Consider the following 19,029-nt stretch of genomic DNA (forward strand, 5'->3'; position numbering starts at 1 on the left):
CCGTACTGTAATGAACTTGTTAAAATCGCTGGCTGCAGTCAGTTCGATGACGATGTTTTCCCGTGTTCTCGGGTTTGCCCGTGATGCAATCGTGGCTCGAGTTTTTGGCGCAGGGATGGCAACAGATGCGTTCTTTGTTGCCTTCAAACTACCCAATTTGTTGCGGCGTATTTTTGCTGAGGGGGCATTCTCCCAAGCCTTTGTCCCAATTCTTGCTGAATATAAAAGCAAAGAAGGAGAAGAAGCAACACGGATTTTTATTGCTTATGTTTCCGGTTTGCTTACTTTAGCGCTGGCGTTGGTAACTGTGCTGGGGATGCTGGCTGCTCCTTGGGTCATTATGGTTACCGCCCCGGGCTTTGCTGATACCCCCGACAAATTTGCGCTTACTTCACAGCTTCTGCGAATAACCTTTCCGTATATTCTGCTAATTTCTCTGGCATCACTGGTTGGTGCCATTCTCAATACCTGGAATCGGTTTTCCGTTCCGGCATTTGCACCGACATTGCTTAATGTCAGTATGATTAGCTTTGCGCTGTTTGCTGCGCCGTATTTCCACCCGCCAGTGCTTGCCCTGGCGTGGGCAGTAACGGTTGGTGGGGTGTTGCAGTTGTTTTATCAGTTACCTCACTTGCGCAAAATTGGCATGCTGGTACTGCCGCGTATCAGTTTCAAAAATGAAGGCGCGATTAGAGTTTTACGCCAGATGGGGCCTGCCATTCTTGGTGTGTCCGTTAGCCAGATTTCGCTCATAATCAATACGATTTTTGCATCATTCCTGGTATCGGGTTCGGTTTCCTGGATGTATTACGCTGACCGGCTGATGGAGTTCCCTTCCGGTGTATTGGGTGTGGCTTTGGGGACCATTTTGTTGCCTTCATTGTCGAAAAGCTTTGCCAGTGGCAATCATGAAGAATATAACCGCCTGATGGATTGGGGCCTGCGCTTGTGCTTTCTGCTGGCGTTACCCAGTGCAGTGGCTCTGGGGTTGCTCTCTAAACCGCTAACAGTATCGCTGTTCCAGTATGGAAAATTCACGGCATTTGATGCGCAAATGACTCAACGGGCGTTGATCGCTTATTCCGTCGGTTTGATGGGGCTGATTGTCGTGAAGGTACTCGCTCCAGGGTTTTATTCCCGTCAGGATATTAAAACGCCCGTAAAAATAGCCATTGTTACGCTCATCATGACGCAGGTAATGAACCTGGCGTTTATAGGCCCACTTAAGCATGCCGGCTTGTCGTTGTCTATTGGCCTTGCTGCCTGCCTGAATGCTGCGTTGTTGTACTGGCAATTGCGTAAACAAGGTATTTTTACACCAGAGCCGGGCTGGCGGATATTCCTGTTTCGTCTGGTGTGTGCCGTTGTCGTTATGGCGGCGGTGCTGATAGGTGTGATGTATGTGATGCCTGCCTGGCATCATGGTGGAATGCCTGAGCGTTTGCTGCGCCTGGTGGCAGTCGTTATTGCCGGTGTGGTGGCCTATTTTGCTACTCTGTTGGTGTTGGGATTTAAGCTTAAGGAATTTGCCCGCAGAACACTGTAAGGCAGAAATGCGTGTGGGTAAGCTTGTGCCCCCTGGAAGCAGGGGGCTCAATAATCAGACGCTAAATTTTTTACCGTTGCGGTTAGGTGCCGCCGTTTGCCCATTAGCGCCATAAAGGCCTGGCTCTTGATGGGGGCGTAACACATCCAGCGCGTCTTTATTTCGCTCAAGCTGGCCTTCAAGTAACCAACCGTTGTGGGTGTTCAGGTCGTTCAGGTAACGCGTTTTTTTCTTGATTGTTTGCCAACGCAATTCTATCTGGTCATCATTGGCGGCAGCATGCCGGGGCCGTTGCTCCAGTCGCCGTTGTTGCTCCAGATAGTCGAGTGTTGCGAGTAGCGAGCTTTTCTCTTCAGTGACGCGCTGCAACGCAACGCCATTGACAAAACCCGCAGAGAGCTGGGCCTGTTCTGCGTCTAAAACGCGCTTAAGGTCATTCAGCACTGAAGTCATTTGATCCATCAGTTCTAACAGGCGGCTCATGGCTGAATTACTCTTCTAAATAGCTTTTCGCATCCTGAATCAGTGCATCGGCAATTTTACCGGTGTCCATTTTCAGTTCGCCATTTTTGATGGCCGTCTTGATAGCTTCAACACGTTCCATATTGACATCACTGGGGCCGGGTTGCATCAGTTTAGCCTGAGCATCGCTCAGGGTGACAGTGCTGCTGGTCTCAGAGCCTGTTTTGTTCAGGCGGACTTTCGCCGAAGTTGTGTCACTGCTTTCGCGTGTTTGAACAGTGCTCACGGGTTTTAGTGGTGATGTGCGCTCAATGCTCATATCTGTGTCCTCTGTGGTGGTCGCGCCAGGCGATACCTGTCATCTCGTTTCGTTGCTAAATTTATCGGCAGTCTGAACAGAATCTTTAAAAGATTATAGATTAATAAGAATATTCCCATCACTATCGACAATCCCACTGACCACCTGGCCTGAAGTCATTCTGACACGGGCATTTTGCGTAACGGCGGCATTGTTCAATGCCTTGCCTTCACTGTTCACGCTAAACCCTTGTCCCGACGCGATAACTTGTACTTTTTGCCCCGCCTTTACTCGCCATTGAACACGCAACATAGTGCGCATAATGGGCTGGCCCGCAGCAATATTGCGCAGTGTAACGGCATTAAGCGCATCTTCTACAGAAAACAGCGTATTTGGCGGTAACAGATCAAGACGGCCATATTTTAGCTCAACATCGCCCGGTGTCACCGGCGCTCCACGTTCTAAAACCTGGCTTGCCACCACATAGTTTCCCCTGGCCTGTACCGATACCAATACATAACGTTGCTGGTTACCACAACGCATCATCACGCTCAGATTCCCCCAAAAACGTCCTGTTGAAGGCAGGCGAAATTCAGGTGCAGCACACTGAGGCAACTGTGACTGGGGCGAGTTGATTTTCACCTTCACATCATCACTGACCCCGGCAAGGCGTTGTTGGAAAAACGCATTCATCTGGGAGTCGAGGTCACCTGCAAAACAGGTAAGCGGCAGCGCAATGAGTAGCACCGCTGCAGTGCTGAGTATTCGGGAAAACATAAGCACCTCCAGTTAGGGATGCTAAGGATTTTACCTGGAAGCAAAGAATTTCAAGGCGACAAATAGCGAAGCATTTTGCGTTTATTCCGGCGATAAAGCGCGCGCAAGGAGAATTAAGCTGTCGGCTATAACTCATCGTCTGCGCGGAGGAAACATGCTCGATAAACTGGATGCTGCACTGCGCTTTGGGCAGGAAGCACTCAACCTGCGGGCTCAGCGTCAGGAAATTCTCGCCGGGAATATCGCGAATGCCGATACCCCGGGTTATCAGGCCCGTGATATCGACTTTTCCAGTGAACTGAAAAAAGTCATGGATCGCGGCAGGGCGGCGGAAGGGGGACTTTCCCTGACGCTGACATCATCACGGCATATTGCTGCCGAGACATCGTCGTCACCGGCTATGGATTTGAAGTACAGGATTCCGGATCAGCCAGCCGCAGATGGCAATACCGTGGATATGAACCGTGAGCGAACTGCTTTTGCTGACAACAGCCTGAAATACCAGATGGACATCACCGCTATTACCGGCCAAATCAAAAGCATGATGTCGGTATTGCAACAACAGGGGTAACAGATGGCGCTTCTTAATATTTTCGATATAGCAGGTTCAGCGATGGCAGCGCAATCCGCCCGTCTGAACGTTTCAGCCAGTAACCTTGCGAATGCTGACAGCGTCGCCGGGCCAGATGGGCAACCTTATCGGGCCAAACAGGTTGTCTTTCAGGTGGATGCGCCGGTCGGTGCGGCAACTGGCGGTGTGAAGGTTGCAGGTGTCGTGGAAAGCCAGGACCCGTTCAAGATGGTTTACCAGCCGGGCAACCCGCTGGCGGATACCAATGGCTATGTGCGGATGCCAAATGTGGATGTTGTCGGTGAAATGGTTAACACCATGTCTGCATCGCGCAGTTATCAGGCTAACGTCGAAGTGCTCAACACCGTGAAAAGCATGATGTTGAAAACACTGACACTTGGTCAATAAAGGGGGAAACAATGTCTGTTTCAGTCAGTGTTAATGATACCAGTAGTGCGCTGGCGTCCAGTACCGCAACCAGTTCGACCACTTCGTCCAGTGGCCTGACAACAAGCAGTGCAGACGATTTACAAGACGAGTTCCTGACGTTGCTCGTCGCACAGATGAAAAACCAGGATCCGACCAACCCAATGGACAACAGCCAGTTGACCTCTCAGTTGGCACAGATAAGCACCTTGAGTGGTATTGAAAAACTCAATACCACGCTGGGTTCTATTTCCGGACAGATTGACGACAGCCAGCAATTGCAGGCTTCTTCACTGATTGGCCATGGTGTCATGATTACCGGCTCTACCGTACTGGCGGGCAGTGGTGCGACCACGCCGTTTGGTGTTGAACTGGAACAGGCATCAACGTCAACCACAGCCACAATTACCGACAGTACCGGCAAAGTGGTGCAAACCATTGACCTCGGTGCACTGAGTGCGGGTGTCCACACCTTCTCGTGGGATGGCACAACCTCAGATGGTTCAACGGTTGCAGATGGCTCTTACACTGTCACGGTTACAGCTACCAATGGCTCGACACAATTGACAGCGCAGCCGCTGCAATATGCGTTGGTCAATGGCATCACCAGTAGTGACAGCGGTAATTTGCTCGATTTAGGTACCTACGGCACCACTACGCTCAGCGAAGTGCGGCAGATTCTCTAACTTAACCATCAGGGGTAGGACACATGTCTTTTTCTCAAGCGGTCAGTGGCCTTAACGCTGCTTCCAGTAACCTGGACGTTATCGGCAACAACATTGCCAACTCCGCCACATACGGGTTTAAATCCTCCGGGATTGCTTTTGCCGATATGTTTGCCGGTGCCAGTTCCAAAGTGGGCCTGGGTGTAAAAGTAGCGGCTGTTATTCAGAACTTCTCGGATGGTACGGTAACCAATACCAGCCGTGGTTTGGATGTGGCCATTAACCAAAATGGTTTCTTCCGTATGACGGATGACGCTGGCTCGGTTTACTACAGCCGTAACGGCCAGTTGCAACTCGATGAAAACCGTAACCTGGTTAACTCACAGGGTTATTATGTAACGGGTTATCCGGCAAGTGGCACTCCACCCACCATTAACCAGGGGGCAAACCCAGTCACTTTGTCAATTCCCAGCTCACCTATGGCTGCACAAATCACAACGTCGGCGGACATGGAAGTGCAGTTGAATTCATCGGATGATGCGATTACCAGCACTTTCGATTCAACAGACTCCACGACATACAACAAGAAAGGCACGATCACGGTATATGATTCTCAGGGTAACACCCATGATATGAACGTGTACTTCGTGAAAACCGCAGATAACACTTGGGATGTCTACACCCAGGACAGTAGTGTTAGCGGCAGTACTTCTTCTCTGTTAGGCACGATGACCTTTGATGCCAACGGAAATCTGACTAGCACCGCGGACAGCTCCGGTACGGCCACTACGACTGCAGGGATTTTCACCGGTCTGACCACGGATACCACCAGTGGTGCAACGCCTGCCACTTTCTCGCTGGATTTCACCGGTTCTATGCAACAGAACTATGGTAGCAGCAACATTGTTTCTACCTCTCAAGATGGCTATGCACCAGGCGAAATGGTGAGCTACGCCATCAATGACGACGGCACTATTACCGGTACTTACTCTAACGGTGAATCCCAGTTGTTGGGCCAGATTGCCCTGGCAAACTTTGCTAACCCGGAAGGTTTGCAGTCTGAAGGCGACAACCTGTGGAGTGCGACTGCATCTTCAGGGGCTGCATTACTGGGGATTGCCGGTACCGGAACATTCGGCACGCTGACCAGTGGGGCGCTGGAGTCTTCCAACGTTGACCTGAGTAAAGAGCTGGTGAATATGATTGTTGCGCAACGTAACTATCAGTCAAACGCCCAGACGATTAAAACTCAGGATCAGATCCTTAACACGCTGGTTAACCTGCGTTAATCGACTGACGGGGTGGCTTAATGGATCACGCAATATATACCGCTATGGGCGCGGCCAGTCAGACACTGGATTTACAGTCTGTCACGGCTAACAACATGGCTAACGCGTCGACACCTGGTTTTCGCAAACAACTCGAGGCACTGCGTGCAGTGCCGGTTGAGGGGTTATCGCTACCAACTCGTACGCTGGTTGCTGCGTCAACACCGGGTTCGGACATGAGTCCAGGTTCGATGGATTACACCGGCCGTAATCTGGATGTGGCAATGCAGCAAGACGGCTGGCTGGCTGTTCGGACGCCAAATGGCCAGGAAGCCTACACCCGAAACGGTAACATGCAGGTGAATATCAACGGGCAATTAGAAGTGAATGGCAATCTGGTCATGGGCGATGGTGGTCCCGTTGCGGTTCCTCAGAATGCTCAACTGACAATTGCTGCAGACGGCACTATCACTGCACTTAACCCTGGAGACCCGCCAAATACAGCTGCGCCTATTGGCAAGTTGAAAATGGTGAAGGCCACCGCCCAGGAAGTTGAACGCGGTGATGACGGTTTGTTCCATCTCACCCAGCAGGCACAGGCGACACGCGGCGCTGCACCCGCAGCAGACCCAACGTTGAAAGTGATGGCCGGTGTGCTGGAAGGTAGTAATGTCAACGCTGTTGAAGCAATGGCTGACATGATTAGCAATTCACGCCGTTTTGAGATGCAAATGAAAGTTATCAGCAATGTTGACGGTAACGAACAACGTGCGAACCAATTGCTGTCACTGACTTAATAAAACAGGATTTCACCATGATCAGCTCACTATGGATCGCGAAAACAGGCCTGGATGCACAACAAACGAACATGGATGTGATTGCCAACAACCTGGCAAACGTCAGTACTAACGGCTTCAAGCGCCAGCGTGCGGTGTTTGAAGATTTATTGTATCAAACGATACGCCAGCCTGGGGCACAGTCTTCAGAACAAACCACGCTACCTTCCGGTCTGCAAATTGGTACCGGGGTTCGGCCAGTGGCAACGGAACGTATTCACAATCAGGGGAACCTGAACCAAACCGACAATAGCAAAGACATTGCAATTAAAGGTGAGGGCTTTTTCGAAGTTCAGTTGCCCGATGGCACCACAGCTTATACTCGTGACGGTTCCTTCCAGCTCGATTCCAATGGGCAGTTAGTAACTAACGGCGGGTTCCCTGTGCAACCGGCTATCACTATCCCCAGTAACGCGCTAAGCATTACCGTAGCACGTGATGGCGTGGTCAGCGTCACTCTGCAAGGGCAGACGGCTACGCAGCAGGTGGGGCAGTTGAACCTGGCGACGTTTATTAACACTTCCGGGCTCGAAAGTATTGGCGAAAACCTTTACACCGAAACACAGGCTTCCGGTGCGCCGACAGAATCAACCCCGGGCCAGAATGGCGCAGGGCTGTTGTATCAAGGGTATGTGGAAACCTCTAACGTTAACGTTGCCGAAGAACTGGTCAATATGATTCAGGTTCAGCGTGCTTATGAGATTAACAGTAAAGCAGTTTCCACGACGGACCAGATGCTGCAGAAACTGTCACAACTTTAAAATCTGGCCGGCTTTGCCGCCGGCTAATATTTTCTGAAGATAAACGTAATGCAAAACCGTAACCAGTGGTATCGACCGCTTGCCATTAGCCTGAGTGTTGCCCTGTGTGGCTGTTCACTGGTCCCGAGTAAGCCGCTTGTTCAGGGGCCGACTTCGGCACAACCTATTCCGGGCCCGGTTCCGGCGGTCAATGGTTCTATTTTCCAGACTGTTCAACCGATTAATTACGGGTATCAGCCGTTATTTGAAGACCGACGCCCACGTAATATTGGTGACACGCTCACCATTAATCTCCAGGAAAATGTCAGTGCCAGCAAATCTTCTTCTTCAAACGCATCGCGTGATGGAAGCAGTAGCCTGGCGGTAACGACCGCTCCACGCTATTTGCAAGGGCTGTTTGGCAATGCGCGTGCAGACCTCGACATGGAAGGTAAAAACGATTTCACCGGCCAGGGTGGCTCCAGTGCAAAAAACACCTTTACGGGTACTTTGACTGTGACGGTAGATCAAGTTCTGGCTAACGGTAACCTCCATGTGGTGGGTGAAAAACAAATTGCGATTAATCAGGGTACTGAATTTATTCGTTTCTCTGGTGTGGTGAACCCACGCTTTATTTCAACCAGTAATACCGTCATATCAACCCAGGTGGCGGATGCCCGTATTGAATATGTCGGTAACGGCTATATCAATGAAGCACAGCAAATGGGCTGGTTGCAACGTTTCTTCCTTAATGTCGCGCCGTACTAAGCGAGGTGAAGTATGTTTAAGTCAATTTTCGCAATCGGATTGCTGCTGGTGGCAACACTGGCTCAGGCAGACCGCATTCGCGATCTCACCACTGTACAGGGCGTGCGTGATAACTCACTTATTGGCTATGGCCTGGTCGTAGGGCTTGATGGTACGGGTGACCAGACAACCCAAACGCCTTTTACCACGCAGAGCCTGAATAACATGCTGTCACAACTGGGTATAACCGTTCCCAGTGGCACTAATATGCAGTTGAAAAACGTGGCGGCAGTAATGGTCACCGCGGATTTACCGGCGTTCTCCCGCCAGGGGCAGCGTATTGATGTAGTGGTTTCATCACTCGGTAATGCGAAAAGCCTGCGTGGCGGCACTTTGCTGATGACGCCACTTAAAGGGGTGGATAACCAGGTCTATGCGTTGGCACAAGGGAATATCCTGATTGGCGGCGCGGGGGCATCAGCAGGTGGCAGCAGTGTTCAGGTTAACCAACTCAATGGTGGCCGGATTACCGGTGGGGCGGTGGTTGAGCGTGAGTTGCCCAGCAACTTTGGGCAAGGTAACAGCATCAACCTGCAACTCAACCAGGAAGACTTCAGCCTTGCGCAGCAGATTTCCGATACCATTAACCGTTCCCAGGGCTATGGCGTCGCTCAGGCTATTGATTCCCGTACCGTTCAAATTCGAGTTCCCCAAGGCAATAGCTCTCAGGTGCGTTTCCTGGCAGATGTGCAAAACCTGCAGGTTAATGTGCCGGTTCAGGACGCCAAAGTGATTATCAACTCGCGTACTGGTGCTGTGGTGATGAACCGCGAAGTCACTCTGGATAACTGCGCAGTTGCCCAGGGTAACTTGTCGGTAACCGTTAACCAACAGAATGTTGTGAACCAGCCGAATACGCCATTTGCTGGTGGGCAGACCGTGGTAACACCACAAACGCAGATTGATATGCGCCAGAGTGGCGGTGCACTGCGCCGTATTAACTCAAGCGCCAATCTGAACAATGTGGTGCGCGCCCTTAATGCGCTGGGTGCAACACCTATGGATTTGATGTCTATCCTGCAGGCTATGCAGAGTGCGGGTTGCCTGCGGGCGAAACTGGAGATTATCTGATGATTAATGATACCCAGTCCATGGCAGGTGCTGCGTGGGATGCGCAATCGCTGAATGAATTGAAACGGGCAGCAGCAAACAACCCTCAGGCTCACCTCAAAGAGGTTGCCAAAAAAGTAGAGGGGATGTTCGTGCAAATGGTACTGAAGAGTATGCGCCAGGCATTGCCGAAAGATGGCCTGCTCGACAATGATCAAACCCGTTTGTACACCAGTATGTACGATCAGCAGATTGCCGATGATCTCAGCGCCAAAGGCCTTGGGCTGGCAGACATGATGGTAAAACAGATGACCAATGGCACGCAGACACCGTCTGAGAAAGCGGGGACCGTGCCAATGAGACTCGATATGAATACTGTCATGCAGTATCAAAGTCAGGAATTTACTCAACTGGTGCGTAAAGCCATACCCAAAGTTCCGCCCAGTAGTGGGCCGATTGTTTCGTTTGCGGACAAAGAGCTTGATGGAGACAGTAAAAACTTTCTGGCGCAGTTAGCGTTGCCTGCCAAACTCGCCAGCGATCAGAGTGGTATTCCTCACCACCTGATTCTGGCGCAGGCTGCGCTGGAGTCCGGGTGGGGGCAGCGCCAGATTCGTACTGCCAGCGGCGCGCCCAGTTTCAATATTTTCGGGGTGAAAGCAACCGGAAGCTGGAAAGGTCCAACCACTGAAATCACCACAACTGAATTTGAAAACGGCCAGGCGAAAAAGGTCAAAGCGGCGTTTCGTGTGTACAGTTCGTACCTTGAAGCACTGTCCGATTATGTGAACTTGCTGAGTAGAAATCCGCGTTATGCAGCAGTGACTACAGCGGCGACAGCAGAGCAGGGTGCGCAGGCATTGCAACGTGCGGGTTATGCAACAGACCCAGGGTACGCAAATAAACTTACCTCATTGATTCAGCAGCTAAAATCCATGAGCGATAAAGTTTCTAAAGCCTACAGCAATGATTTAAGCAATTTGTTCTGATTAGCCTCAAGTCCTGGCCTGTGCTGCCGATAATCTCAGTCAGGACCCGTGATTAAAACGCTCAAAAGGAAACACCATGTCCAGTAGCCTGATCAACAGCGCGATGAGCGGACTGACTGCCGCACAGACCGCGCTGAATACGGTAAGTAACAATATCTCAAACTATAACGTCACCGGTTATAGTCGCCAGACCACCGTACTGGCCCAGTCTAATAGCACCCTTTCTGGCAATAGCTGGGTGGGTAATGGCGTGTATGTCAGTGGCGTTCAGCGTGAATACGATCAGTTTATTACTAACCAGTTGCGCCAGGCATCGAATCAGAGCAGTGCGTTGACTAGCCGTTATGATCAGATTTCACAGATTGATGATCTGCTTTCGAGTACAACCACCAGCATTTCAACGTCGTTGCAAAACTTTTTTTCTGCGCTGACCACATTGACCAGTAATGCCAATGACTCGTCTGCCCGTGAAGCGTTAATCGGCCAGGCACAAGGTTTGGTCAACCAGTTCAAATCTACAGATACTTATCTGCGCAGCATGGATAGCCAGGTTAACTCAGCTATTGAATCTGATGTTGCTCAAATTAACACTTACACCAGCCAGATTGCCGATCTGAACAAAAAGATTGCACAAATGACGGCAACCGGTGGTGGCGCGAGCCCAAACGATTTGCTGGATCAACGTGACCAACTGGTTAACGAACTCAATGACATCGTGGGTGTGACAGTCACTGTCCAGGATGGCAACACTTATAACGTGAGCCTGGGGAATGGTACATCTCTGGTTCAGGGATCGCGTTCATTCGAACTGGCAGCCGTTGCGTCAAGTGCTGATCCTGGCCGCACGACGGTTGCATATGTTGATGAAGCCGCGGGAAACGTCGAAATTCCCGAAAGCCAGTTAACAACCGGTTCTCTGGGTGGATTACTGACTTTCCGTTCAACCGACCTGGATGCCGCCCGTAACCGCCTTGGGCAGTTGGCTTTATCCTTTGCTGATGCGTTCAATACCCAACACGAAGCGGGTTATGATGCGAACGGTGATGCAGGTGAAGCATTCTTTACAATTGGTTCGCCTGCGGTGGTGAGCAATGCGAAAAATACCAGCTCCACTACGTTGACCGCCGAAGTGACAGACAGCTCCGCTGTACTGGCAACCAATTATAAAGTGACCTGGAGTGGTTCAGCCTGGACAGTCACTCGTACCTCAGATAACACAACGGTGACGCCAACAACCGGCACCGACGGCAGTGGCAATACGACACTGGCTTTTGATGGATTGACCGTGACAGTTGACGGTACACCTGATACCAAAGACAGCTTTATTGTTAAACCTGTTACCAACACTATCGTCAATATGGCCGTTTCTGTAACGGATGAAGCGAAAGTGGCGTTGGCAAGTTCAGCAACATCAGGTGAAAGTGATAACACCAACGCTCAGGCGCTGCTTGATTTACAAAATCAGAGCCTGGTGGGGGGCAATAAAACCTTTAACGATGCTTACGCAAGCCTGGTGTCTTTGGTGGGCAATACCACCAGTACGCTTGAAACAACCAGCACGACTCAGGCGAATGTGGTGACACAACTGACCAACCAGCAACAATCCGTTTCTGGTGTGAACCTGGATGAAGAGTATGCCAACCTGCAGCGTTTTCAGCAGTATTACCTGGCAAACTCACAGGTGTTGAAAACAGCATCAACGATTTTTGACGCGCTGCTATCCATTAATTCATAGGAGTCATGACCAATGCGCATCAGCACGCAGATGATATTTCAACAAAACGTTCGCGGAATCACCCAGTCACAACAGAAGTGGCTGGATTACGGTGAACAGTTGTCCACGGGCAAGCGGGTTAACAACCCGTCTGATGATCCGGTTGCGGCCTCTCAGGCAATTGTGGTTTCCCAGGCTCAGGCTCAAAACAGCCAGTTTGCAACAGCGCGGACATTCGCAACGCAAAAAGTGTCCCTTGAGGAAAGTGTACTCAGTCAGGTGACCAGTAGCATTCAGACCGCACAGGAAAAAATTGTTTATGCCAGCAATGGCACGCTCAGTGACGATGACAGGGCTTCCCTGGCGACGGAGTTACAAGGGGTTCGTGACCAGTTACTGAACATGGCAAACAGCACTGACGGTAATGGACGCTTTATTTTTGCTGGTTACAAAACCGAGACAGCGCCTTTTGTCGATTCAGGTACCAGTGTCGATTATGTTGGTGGAACCGATAATATCACCCAGCAGGTTGATTCCGCGCGCACAATGGTTATTGGTCATACCGGTTCAGAAGTGTTCGACTCAATAACCAGTAACGCTGAAGCAGAGCCTGATGGCAGTGCCAGTGAAACGAATTTATTCACCATGCTGGATACCGCTATTGCAGCACTGAATACGCCACAAGAAAGTCTCGATCAGACTGGCAAAGACGCTTTACAGGCAGTGGTTGATAAAACCAGCCGCGGTCTGAAAAATTCATTGAACAACGTACTGAAAGTCCGTTCAGAACTGGGTACTCAGTTGAATGAGCTGGATAACCTTGATTCACTGGGCGATGACCGTAGCCTGCAGCAATCCCAGCAAATGAGCAACCTGGTTGATGCTGACTGGAACTCACTCATTTCATCGTATGTTATGCAACAAACTGCGCTTCAGGCCTCTTACAAGGCCTTCAGCGATATGCAGGGGATGTCCCTTTTCCAGCTCAATAGTTAGTGGCTTTGCTCTTTTGGGTATGTCGTGAAACTGGGCATACCTTGTCTGCCCGTACTGGCACCCCGGTACGGGCTTTTTTTATTCTCCTGCAACACAGTTTGCTACGCTGGCACAATGGCGGCGAATAGCCCACCAACGAATAACCAGACTCAGTAAGCCCGTCACACTGGCAAGTACCAGTACGCCAAACCAGCCACCTAATATCCAGGCTTTACTGCCCAGCACAGAGCCTGCTGCCATTCCAATAAATACGACAGTAAATAGCAGGGCATTCAACCTGCCACGTGCTTGCGGTTCAAGGCTGTACACCAGCGTCTGGTGGGCAATTAAAGTTGACTGCAGGCCAAGGTCAAAACCAATTGCAGCCAGCGCTATCAGGCACAACTGTGCATGCAAAGGTAGTAATGGCAGCAAAAACATGCTGGCAAAGGAAACAGTGACCAGTGCAGCCCCCATCACAGTGACACGTTCCGGGCCAATTCGGTCTGACAAAGTACCAGATAACGGTGCGGCCAGTGCACCAGCGGCACCCGCCAGGCCAAACCCACCAGCAACTGCACTGCCAAGATGGTAGTTTTCCAATAACATGAGTGCCAGCACCGACCAGAATGCGCTAAAGCCGATGGAAAGCAGCCCCTGAGCGACAGCAGCCATTCGTAACCCGGGGTAATGACGCCATAATGTCACCATGGAACGTAGCAGGCCTGGGTAGCTCAGCTCAGAGTGCGTGGCAAAGTTGGGCAGAACGCGCCAGAGCACTAAACCGATCAACAAAATACTGATGGCCGCCAGTTGGTACATTGCGCGCCAGCCAAGCCAGGTGGCAACCAGACCGCTAACGGTTCGGGACAGTAATATCCCCAGCAGTAAGCCGGTCATTACCGTCCCGACGATTTTTCCTTGCCTGCCTGCCGGAGCCAGGATAGCGGCGGCAGGAACAATATCTTGAGCGATCGTCGCAGTCATGCCAATCAGCAGGCTGGTAACCAGCAGGCCGTGTAAAGAACCTGTGAAACTGCAAGTGGCAAGTGTCAGCGCCAGAATAATGCATTTCAGCAAAATGATAGCCCGACGGTCATAGCGGTCGCCAAGGGGGATCAAAAACAAAATACCTAATGCGTAACCCATCTGCGTCAGCGTTGGAATTAATCCCATACCATCAACCGATAATGATAATGACTGCCCCAGTAAAGGCAGAATTGGTTGTGCATAATAAATCGATGCAACACTCAACCCCGCACCAGCAGCCAGTGAAAATATCAGGCTTGTTGTGAGCGGTCGATCAGTGTGTATTGTATCTGCGGGCATGGTCGTTTCCTCATCGGGATAAATCGTGTATGGCAGGTATTGTGAAGGTGAAACCTCTGGTGGTGTAGCCCATGCCGGTGTAAAACAGTTATACGTGAAACGTATAACTGGCCTGAATGTGAAAACATCTGAACGTATAGACAGAATCGAATTGCTACAAACTTTTGTGCGTATTGTTGAAGCTGGTTCATTATCAGCAGCGGCTCGCCAACTTACTCTGACTCAGGCAACGGTGAGCCGGCGCTTAAAAACGCTGGAAACGATGCTGGGCGTTAAACTGTTGCTGCGTACCACCCACGCAATGAATCTGACTGAAGATGGTGAGCACTGCTATCAACATGCTCGCCATGTTGCAGGCTCCTGGTCTGCACTGGAAGACCAGCTAAGCAACGCTAATAACCAACCTTCAGGTTTGTTGCGTGTCCGTGCGCCTCATGCTTTTGGCCAGGACCAGTTGATGGCTCCGCTTATTGAGATGCTTGCCCGCTACCCTGGGCTGGATGTTGAGTGGCTACTGAATGATAAATCGCCGGATTTTATCGCTGATAATCTGGATTGTGCTATTCATGTCGGGGATGTAACTAATCCGGATACTGTAGCTATCCAGATTGCAGAGGTGCCACGTATAGCCGTTGCCACTCCTGAGGTCGCAGCCCTGGTTCATCAACTAACAACCCCCGCTGAGCTAAGTCAATTACCCTGGGTCGCAGTAAGCTCGTTTTATCGGAAAGCGCTTATTCTGGAGAACCAGAAAGGAGAGAATGTAGAAGTTACACTCTCTCCACGCCTGTATACGGATAGCCTGTATGCAGCACGCAGGGCTGCACTTGGCGGGGTGGGGGCTGTGGTTTTGTCAGCATGGCTGGTTGAACAGGATTTACGAAGTGGCGCGCTGGTTCATGTACTACCGGAGTGGCAGGCCTGGCCGTTACCTGTTTGGCTACTTTACCCCTGGGCGAATTATTACCCTGTACGTCTACGGATGTTTATTGAGTTAATGCGCTCGGTGATGCCAGACATTAGTGGTATGCAGGCCGGAAAGCGCCAGAGGTGACAGTTTTGTTTCGTTGAATATAAAAAGGCCTGCTCATTTAGCAGGCCTTTTCGGTTATTACTGTTATATCCAGCTATGCTTGCGCTTGAGGCCTGGTCGCTGGTGCAGTAGCCTGGTGGCTTGCACTGTGACCACCAGCAGAACCTTTACCTTCAAATTCCCAAGCCGGGCGTACCCAGTCACTGTGGCGAGCCGGCTCTGGCACATATACCGGAGCAGGTGCACGAGTGGCCGGCGCAGTCGCTGTACCATGGAGATGGCTGGCTTCGGTGTGAGTTTCCTCAACCGGGTTAGGCTTCACTTCTGCAACCTCAGCTGCCGCGACAGGTTTGTCTTCTGCCGTAACTTCTGCTTCAGGTTCGGCTGTAGTCGTTTCAGTTTGCTGAGCGACGGCAGATGCAGCCGGTTCTTCAACAGGTTCAACGACAGGTGCAGCAGGCTCAAGGACAGGCTCAGCTACGGTTTCTTCATTGCTAAGCATTGTGTTATCAACCGCCTGAGTTGCAGTTTCTTCTTTGCTAACAACAGGCGCTTGCGGCGCGATATCTACGTGTTCAACCGGTGCCGCTTCAACATGTGCAGTATCAGCTGCAATTGGCAGTGAAACGCTATCAGTTACGCCTGGAGTGGTTTCAACAGGAGCCTGAACTTCCTGAGAAACTTCTTCTGCCGGGCGAGCTACAGGGTAGCGAATCCACACTTTACCGGATGCCATTTCAGGTGAGGCGCAGGCAACGGCTAACGGCATTGGAGACTGAGAAGGATAACGCTCGTCACGATAGCGACGACGGCGTTGCCCACTGACGCGCAGATGGCGTGGAGAACGGCGAGAGCGGCGTGGCATATTGTTTTCGCGTGACTCGGTGTTCTCTTCACCTGCTTCAGGTTGCTCAGTTTGTACTGCTGGCAGTCGTTCTGCCGTTTCCTGAAGTGCTGGTGTGCGTTCAGTCTCTGCAGGGCTTTCAACCGGCGCAACTGGCAAGTTGCTAATGGTTTCAGCATCGGCAGCACTTTCAATGCGCACTTTTTCAGTAAGCTGGCGTTGTTTGCGACGTGGCATTACCTGAACACGCGTTTCTTTCTCAGCAACCACTGCAGGTTCTTGCGTGTTCTCAGTTTCATCACGCTGCAGGTTTTTTACTTCCTGCTGAGCCTGACGTTTCTCCTCAGTACGGCGACGATTACGATCACGGCGAGACTGAATTTGCTCTTCACGCGTAGCTGGCTTGTTACTGCCTTCTGGCGTGGCGCCACGAGCTTCACGTACTTCAGTATTTTGATTCTGACGGCGACCACGACGGTTTTCATCACGAGACTGCGTGGTATTGTCAGATTCATTACGTGGATTACGTTCGTTGCGTTCAGACCGTTCATTACGGTCACGGCGCGGGTTACGTCGATTGTTGCGACGGTCCTGCTGGCGCTGGCCGCGTTCGTTTTTCTTCTCAGCTTGAGGTTCAGAAACCGCGGCTTCTTTAGTGGTGTCTTCACTGGTACCGAAAAGGGATTTCAGTGCGCCAGCAATGCGACCAAAGAACCCTGTGCCAGCCGATGCTGAATTTGCCGTGGTTGCAGATTTTTCAACCGTTGCTGCACGACGCGTTGTTTCTGGTGGTGCTGGTGGTACATCAGGCATGGCGAAGGTTGCCAGAGCAGGCTGCTCGGGGCGCTTACGTTCAGCTTGTTCTTCCTCTGACGGCATGGCCATTGCTTCTTCATGCAGTTTAGGCAGCAGATAGCTGAGTGTCGGCGTTTCTTCGCCTTTGCGTACACGCACTACAGAATAGTGTGGTGTTTCCATATCATCGTTCGGCACGATAACACAGCGGATATCGGGCTGGCGCTGTTCAATTGCGCTAACCGCTGAGCGTTTCTCGTTCAGCAGATAAGAGGCAATAGGCACCGGAACAATGGCATGAACTTCTTTCGTATTCTCTTTCAGCGCTTCTTCTTCAATCAGACGCAGAATAGAAAGCGACAGCGATTCGTTGTCACGAATGGTGCCAGTACCGCTACAACGTGGACACACATGGTGGCTGGATTCGCCCAGAGACGGGCTGAGGCGCTGGCGAGACATCTCCAGCAGGCCAAAGCGAGATATATGGCTTATCTGGATGCGAGCGCGATCCTGACGTACTGCTTCTCGCAGACGATTTTCGACAGCACGCTGATGGCGAACTGGCGTCATATCGATGAAGTCGATAACAATCAGGCCACCCAGGTCACGCAAGCGTAACTGGCGGGCGATTTCATCAGCCGCTTCCAGATTGGTATTCAGCGCAGTCTCTTCGATATCGCCACCCCGTGTTGCGCGCGCGGAGTTAATATCAATTGCGGTAAGTGCTTCAGTAGAATCGATAACAATTGAGCCGCCTGAAGGAAGACGCACTTCACGCTGGAATGCAGACTCAATTTGCGATTCAATTTGGTAATGGCTGAACAGCGGGATCTCACCGGTATACAATTTGATTTTACTGGAGAAATCCGGACGACCTAACGCAGCAACATGCTGGCGGGCCAGTTCAACAATTTTCGGGTTATCAATCAGAATTTCACCAATGTCCTGGCGCAGATAGTCACGAAACGCACGGACAATGACATTACTTTCCTGATGAATAAGGAACGGTGCAGGGCGGCTTTCTGCAGCTTTCTTAATAGCTTCCCAGTGGCGCAGACGGAAGCTTAAGTCCCATTGCAGGGATTCAGCCGATTTCCCAACACCCGCTGTACGCACAATCAGCCCCATGCCGTCCGGCAATTCAAGGGAAGACAGTGCCTCTTTCAGTTCGGTTCTGTCTTCACCTTCAATACGCCGCGAGATACCACCAGCACGGGGATTATTTGGCATCAGAACCAGATAACTGCCTGCCAAACTGATAAAGGTTGTCAGTGCGGCACCTTTATTACCACGCTCTTCTTTATCAATTTGAACAATAACTTCCTGACCTTCGCGCAAAACATCTTTAATGTTTGGGCGACCATGAGAGGAGTAATTGGACGGAAAATATTCGCGGGCAATCTCTTTTAGAGGGAGGAAACCATGCCTTTCAGCGCCATAATCAACAAATGCTGCTTCCAGACTTGGTTCAATGCGGGTGATTTTACCTTTGTAAATATTCGCTTTTTTTTGCTCATGCCCGGGGCTTTCAATATCCAGGTCATAAAGACGCTGGCCATCTACCAGGGCAACGCGCAACTCTTCCTGCTGAGTTGCGTTAATTAACATTCTTTTCATCGTAACTTACTCGTTATTCTTACATTGACGACAGAACTGCGGGCAAGGTAATCGCTGACCGGATGTGAACCGATGGCCTCGTGACTATTCGCTAAGTCGTCAACCTCACGGTTGTCGCTTGCTGAGAGGCGCAGCGTGTCGGTAGCCTGTATTTCAAACGGAAAAACAGCGCTGTTTATAGGGGAACTGCCTGGGAATGTTTTCGCCAGAGAAGCTTCCATTTACCGGCCAGACTGCAACCCGCAGCCCGCTAACTGCCTGAAAGTACAAAACGTCTTACGCCATTG

Annotated in this window: 18 protein-coding genes; 13 read left to right on the forward strand and 5 right to left on the reverse strand. The window is 51.0% G+C overall.

What is annotated here, in order from left to right; translation table 11 throughout:
- Positions 1-10: 10 nt before the first annotated feature.
- Entirely contained in the window at positions 11-1,546 is a 1,536-nt protein-coding gene (gene murJ, locus LC084_RS04675; protein WP_226569775.1) for a murein biosynthesis integral membrane protein MurJ, read from the forward strand.
- A gap of 54 nt (positions 1,547-1,600) precedes the next feature.
- Here murJ and flgN read toward each other — a convergent pair whose 3' ends face one another.
- From flgN to flgA, 3 genes are all read right to left on the reverse strand, one after another.
- Complete coding sequence (gene flgN, locus LC084_RS04680) at positions 1,601-2,029, reverse strand: flagella biosynthesis chaperone FlgN (protein ID WP_226569777.1); 429 nt, start codon at positions 2,027-2,029, stop codon at positions 1,601-1,603.
- Between the two features lie 7 nt (positions 2,030-2,036).
- Positions 2,037-2,327 (reverse strand): flagellar biosynthesis anti-sigma factor FlgM, encoded by a 291-nt coding sequence (flgM, locus tag LC084_RS04685; protein ID WP_226569779.1) that lies wholly within the window; start codon positions 2,325-2,327, stop codon positions 2,037-2,039.
- 93 nt (positions 2,328-2,420) lie between these two features.
- The gene (gene flgA, locus LC084_RS04690) at positions 2,421-3,083 is read right to left on the reverse strand and encodes a flagellar basal body P-ring formation chaperone FlgA (RefSeq protein WP_226569781.1); all 663 of its coding nucleotides are present in this window, start codon (positions 3,081-3,083) and stop codon (positions 2,421-2,423) included.
- Positions 3,084-3,237: 154 nt separating this feature from the next.
- Between flgA and flgB the strand changes: the two genes are divergently transcribed.
- The 11 genes from flgB (at position 3,238) to flgL (ending at position 13,145) form a co-directional block, all read left to right on the forward strand.
- A complete protein-coding gene (flgB, locus tag LC084_RS04695) occupies positions 3,238-3,654 on the forward strand; it encodes a flagellar basal body rod protein FlgB (RefSeq protein ID WP_226569782.1) in 417 nt (138 codons plus the stop codon).
- 3 nt (positions 3,655-3,657) lie between these two features.
- Complete coding sequence (gene flgC, locus LC084_RS04700) at positions 3,658-4,062, forward strand: flagellar basal body rod protein FlgC (RefSeq protein ID WP_226569784.1); 405 nt, start codon at positions 3,658-3,660, stop codon at positions 4,060-4,062.
- An 11-nt stretch (positions 4,063-4,073) separates the two neighbouring features.
- On the forward strand, positions 4,074-4,766 hold the full coding sequence (flgD, locus tag LC084_RS04705) for a flagellar hook assembly protein FlgD (protein WP_226569786.1): 693 nt from the start codon (positions 4,074-4,076) through the stop codon (positions 4,764-4,766).
- 23 nt (positions 4,767-4,789) lie between these two features.
- On the forward strand, positions 4,790-6,034 hold the full coding sequence (gene flgE, locus LC084_RS04710) for a flagellar hook protein FlgE (RefSeq protein WP_226569788.1): 1,245 nt from the start codon (positions 4,790-4,792) through the stop codon (positions 6,032-6,034).
- Positions 6,035-6,054: 20 nt separating this feature from the next.
- Positions 6,055-6,810, forward strand: a complete 756-nt coding sequence (locus LC084_RS04715) for a flagellar basal body rod protein FlgF (protein ID WP_226569791.1) — start codon at positions 6,055-6,057, stop codon at positions 6,808-6,810.
- A gap of 17 nt (positions 6,811-6,827) precedes the next feature.
- Entirely contained in the window at positions 6,828-7,610 is a 783-nt protein-coding gene (flgG, locus tag LC084_RS04720; protein ID WP_226569793.1) for a flagellar basal-body rod protein FlgG, read from the forward strand.
- Positions 7,611-7,658: 48 nt separating this feature from the next.
- A complete protein-coding gene (locus LC084_RS04725) occupies positions 7,659-8,357 on the forward strand; it encodes a flagellar basal body L-ring protein FlgH (RefSeq protein ID WP_226569795.1) in 699 nt (232 codons plus the stop codon).
- A 12-nt stretch (positions 8,358-8,369) separates the two neighbouring features.
- The gene (locus tag LC084_RS04730) at positions 8,370-9,467 is read left to right on the forward strand and encodes a flagellar basal body P-ring protein FlgI (RefSeq protein WP_226569797.1); all 1,098 of its coding nucleotides are present in this window, start codon (positions 8,370-8,372) and stop codon (positions 9,465-9,467) included.
- Positions 9,467-10,435 carry a flagellar assembly peptidoglycan hydrolase FlgJ gene (flgJ, locus tag LC084_RS04735; protein ID WP_226569799.1) on the forward strand — a complete coding sequence of 323 codons (969 nt, stop codon included), beginning with the start codon at positions 9,467-9,469 and terminating at the stop codon, positions 10,433-10,435. The genes LC084_RS04730 and flgJ overlap by 1 nt, the downstream gene beginning before the upstream one ends.
- Positions 10,436-10,511: 76 nt before the next feature.
- Positions 10,512-12,170, forward strand: coding sequence for a flagellar hook-associated protein FlgK (gene flgK, locus LC084_RS04740; protein ID WP_226569801.1), 1,659 nt, complete (start codon positions 10,512-10,514; stop codon positions 12,168-12,170).
- A 12-nt stretch (positions 12,171-12,182) separates the two neighbouring features.
- Positions 12,183-13,145 carry a flagellar hook-associated protein FlgL gene (flgL, locus tag LC084_RS04745; protein ID WP_226569802.1) on the forward strand — a complete coding sequence of 321 codons (963 nt, stop codon included), beginning with the start codon at positions 12,183-12,185 and terminating at the stop codon, positions 13,143-13,145.
- Positions 13,146-13,223: 78 nt separating this feature from the next.
- On the opposite strand, the gene LC084_RS04750 is transcribed toward flgL, so the two are convergent.
- A complete protein-coding gene (locus LC084_RS04750) occupies positions 13,224-14,453 on the reverse strand; it encodes an MFS transporter (protein WP_226569804.1) in 1,230 nt (409 codons plus the stop codon).
- Between the two features lie 94 nt (positions 14,454-14,547).
- Here LC084_RS04750 and LC084_RS04755 point away from each other — a divergent pair, with 94 nt between their 5' ends.
- Positions 14,548-15,507, forward strand: coding sequence for a LysR family transcriptional regulator (locus LC084_RS04755; RefSeq protein WP_404808351.1), 960 nt, complete (start codon positions 14,548-14,550; stop codon positions 15,505-15,507).
- Between the two features lie 73 nt (positions 15,508-15,580).
- Here LC084_RS04755 and rne read toward each other — a convergent pair whose 3' ends face one another.
- Positions 15,581-18,742 (reverse strand): ribonuclease E, encoded by a 3,162-nt coding sequence (rne, locus tag LC084_RS04760; RefSeq protein WP_226569806.1) that lies wholly within the window; start codon positions 18,740-18,742, stop codon positions 15,581-15,583.
- Positions 18,743-19,029 lie beyond the last annotated feature (287 nt).

The organism is Mangrovibacter yixingensis (assembly GCF_020523985.1).
Taxonomy (GTDB): Bacteria; Pseudomonadota; Gammaproteobacteria; order Enterobacterales; family Enterobacteriaceae; genus Mangrovibacter; species Mangrovibacter yixingensis.

Coding starts and splice junctions, on each gene's coding strand:
- murJ (WP_226569775.1), top strand. CDS start 11: ATGAACTTGTTAAAATCGCTGGCTGCAGTCAGTTCGATGACGATGTTT.
- flgN (WP_226569777.1), bottom strand. CDS start 2,029: ATGAGCCGCCTGTTAGAACTGATGGATCAAATGACTTCAGTGCTGAAT.
- flgM (WP_226569779.1), bottom strand. CDS start 2,327: ATGAGCATTGAGCGCACATCACCACTAAAACCCGTGAGCACTGTTCAA.
- flgA (WP_226569781.1), bottom strand. CDS start 3,083: ATGTTTTCCCGAATACTCAGCACTGCAGCGGTGCTACTCATTGCGCTG.
- flgB (WP_226569782.1), top strand. CDS start 3,238: ATGCTCGATAAACTGGATGCTGCACTGCGCTTTGGGCAGGAAGCACTC.
- flgC (WP_226569784.1), top strand. CDS start 3,658: ATGGCGCTTCTTAATATTTTCGATATAGCAGGTTCAGCGATGGCAGCG.
- flgD (WP_226569786.1), top strand. CDS start 4,074: ATGTCTGTTTCAGTCAGTGTTAATGATACCAGTAGTGCGCTGGCGTCC.
- flgE (WP_226569788.1), top strand. CDS start 4,790: ATGTCTTTTTCTCAAGCGGTCAGTGGCCTTAACGCTGCTTCCAGTAAC.
- LC084_RS04715 (WP_226569791.1), top strand. CDS start 6,055: ATGGATCACGCAATATATACCGCTATGGGCGCGGCCAGTCAGACACTG.
- flgG (WP_226569793.1), top strand. CDS start 6,828: ATGATCAGCTCACTATGGATCGCGAAAACAGGCCTGGATGCACAACAA.
- LC084_RS04725 (WP_226569795.1), top strand. CDS start 7,659: ATGCAAAACCGTAACCAGTGGTATCGACCGCTTGCCATTAGCCTGAGT.
- LC084_RS04730 (WP_226569797.1), top strand. CDS start 8,370: ATGTTTAAGTCAATTTTCGCAATCGGATTGCTGCTGGTGGCAACACTG.
- flgJ (WP_226569799.1), top strand. CDS start 9,467: ATGATTAATGATACCCAGTCCATGGCAGGTGCTGCGTGGGATGCGCAA.
- flgK (WP_226569801.1), top strand. CDS start 10,512: ATGTCCAGTAGCCTGATCAACAGCGCGATGAGCGGACTGACTGCCGCA.
- flgL (WP_226569802.1), top strand. CDS start 12,183: ATGCGCATCAGCACGCAGATGATATTTCAACAAAACGTTCGCGGAATC.
- LC084_RS04750 (WP_226569804.1), bottom strand. CDS start 14,453: ATGCCCGCAGATACAATACACACTGATCGACCGCTCACAACAAGCCTG.
- rne (WP_226569806.1), bottom strand. CDS start 18,742: ATGAAAAGAATGTTAATTAACGCAACTCAGCAGGAAGAGTTGCGCGTT.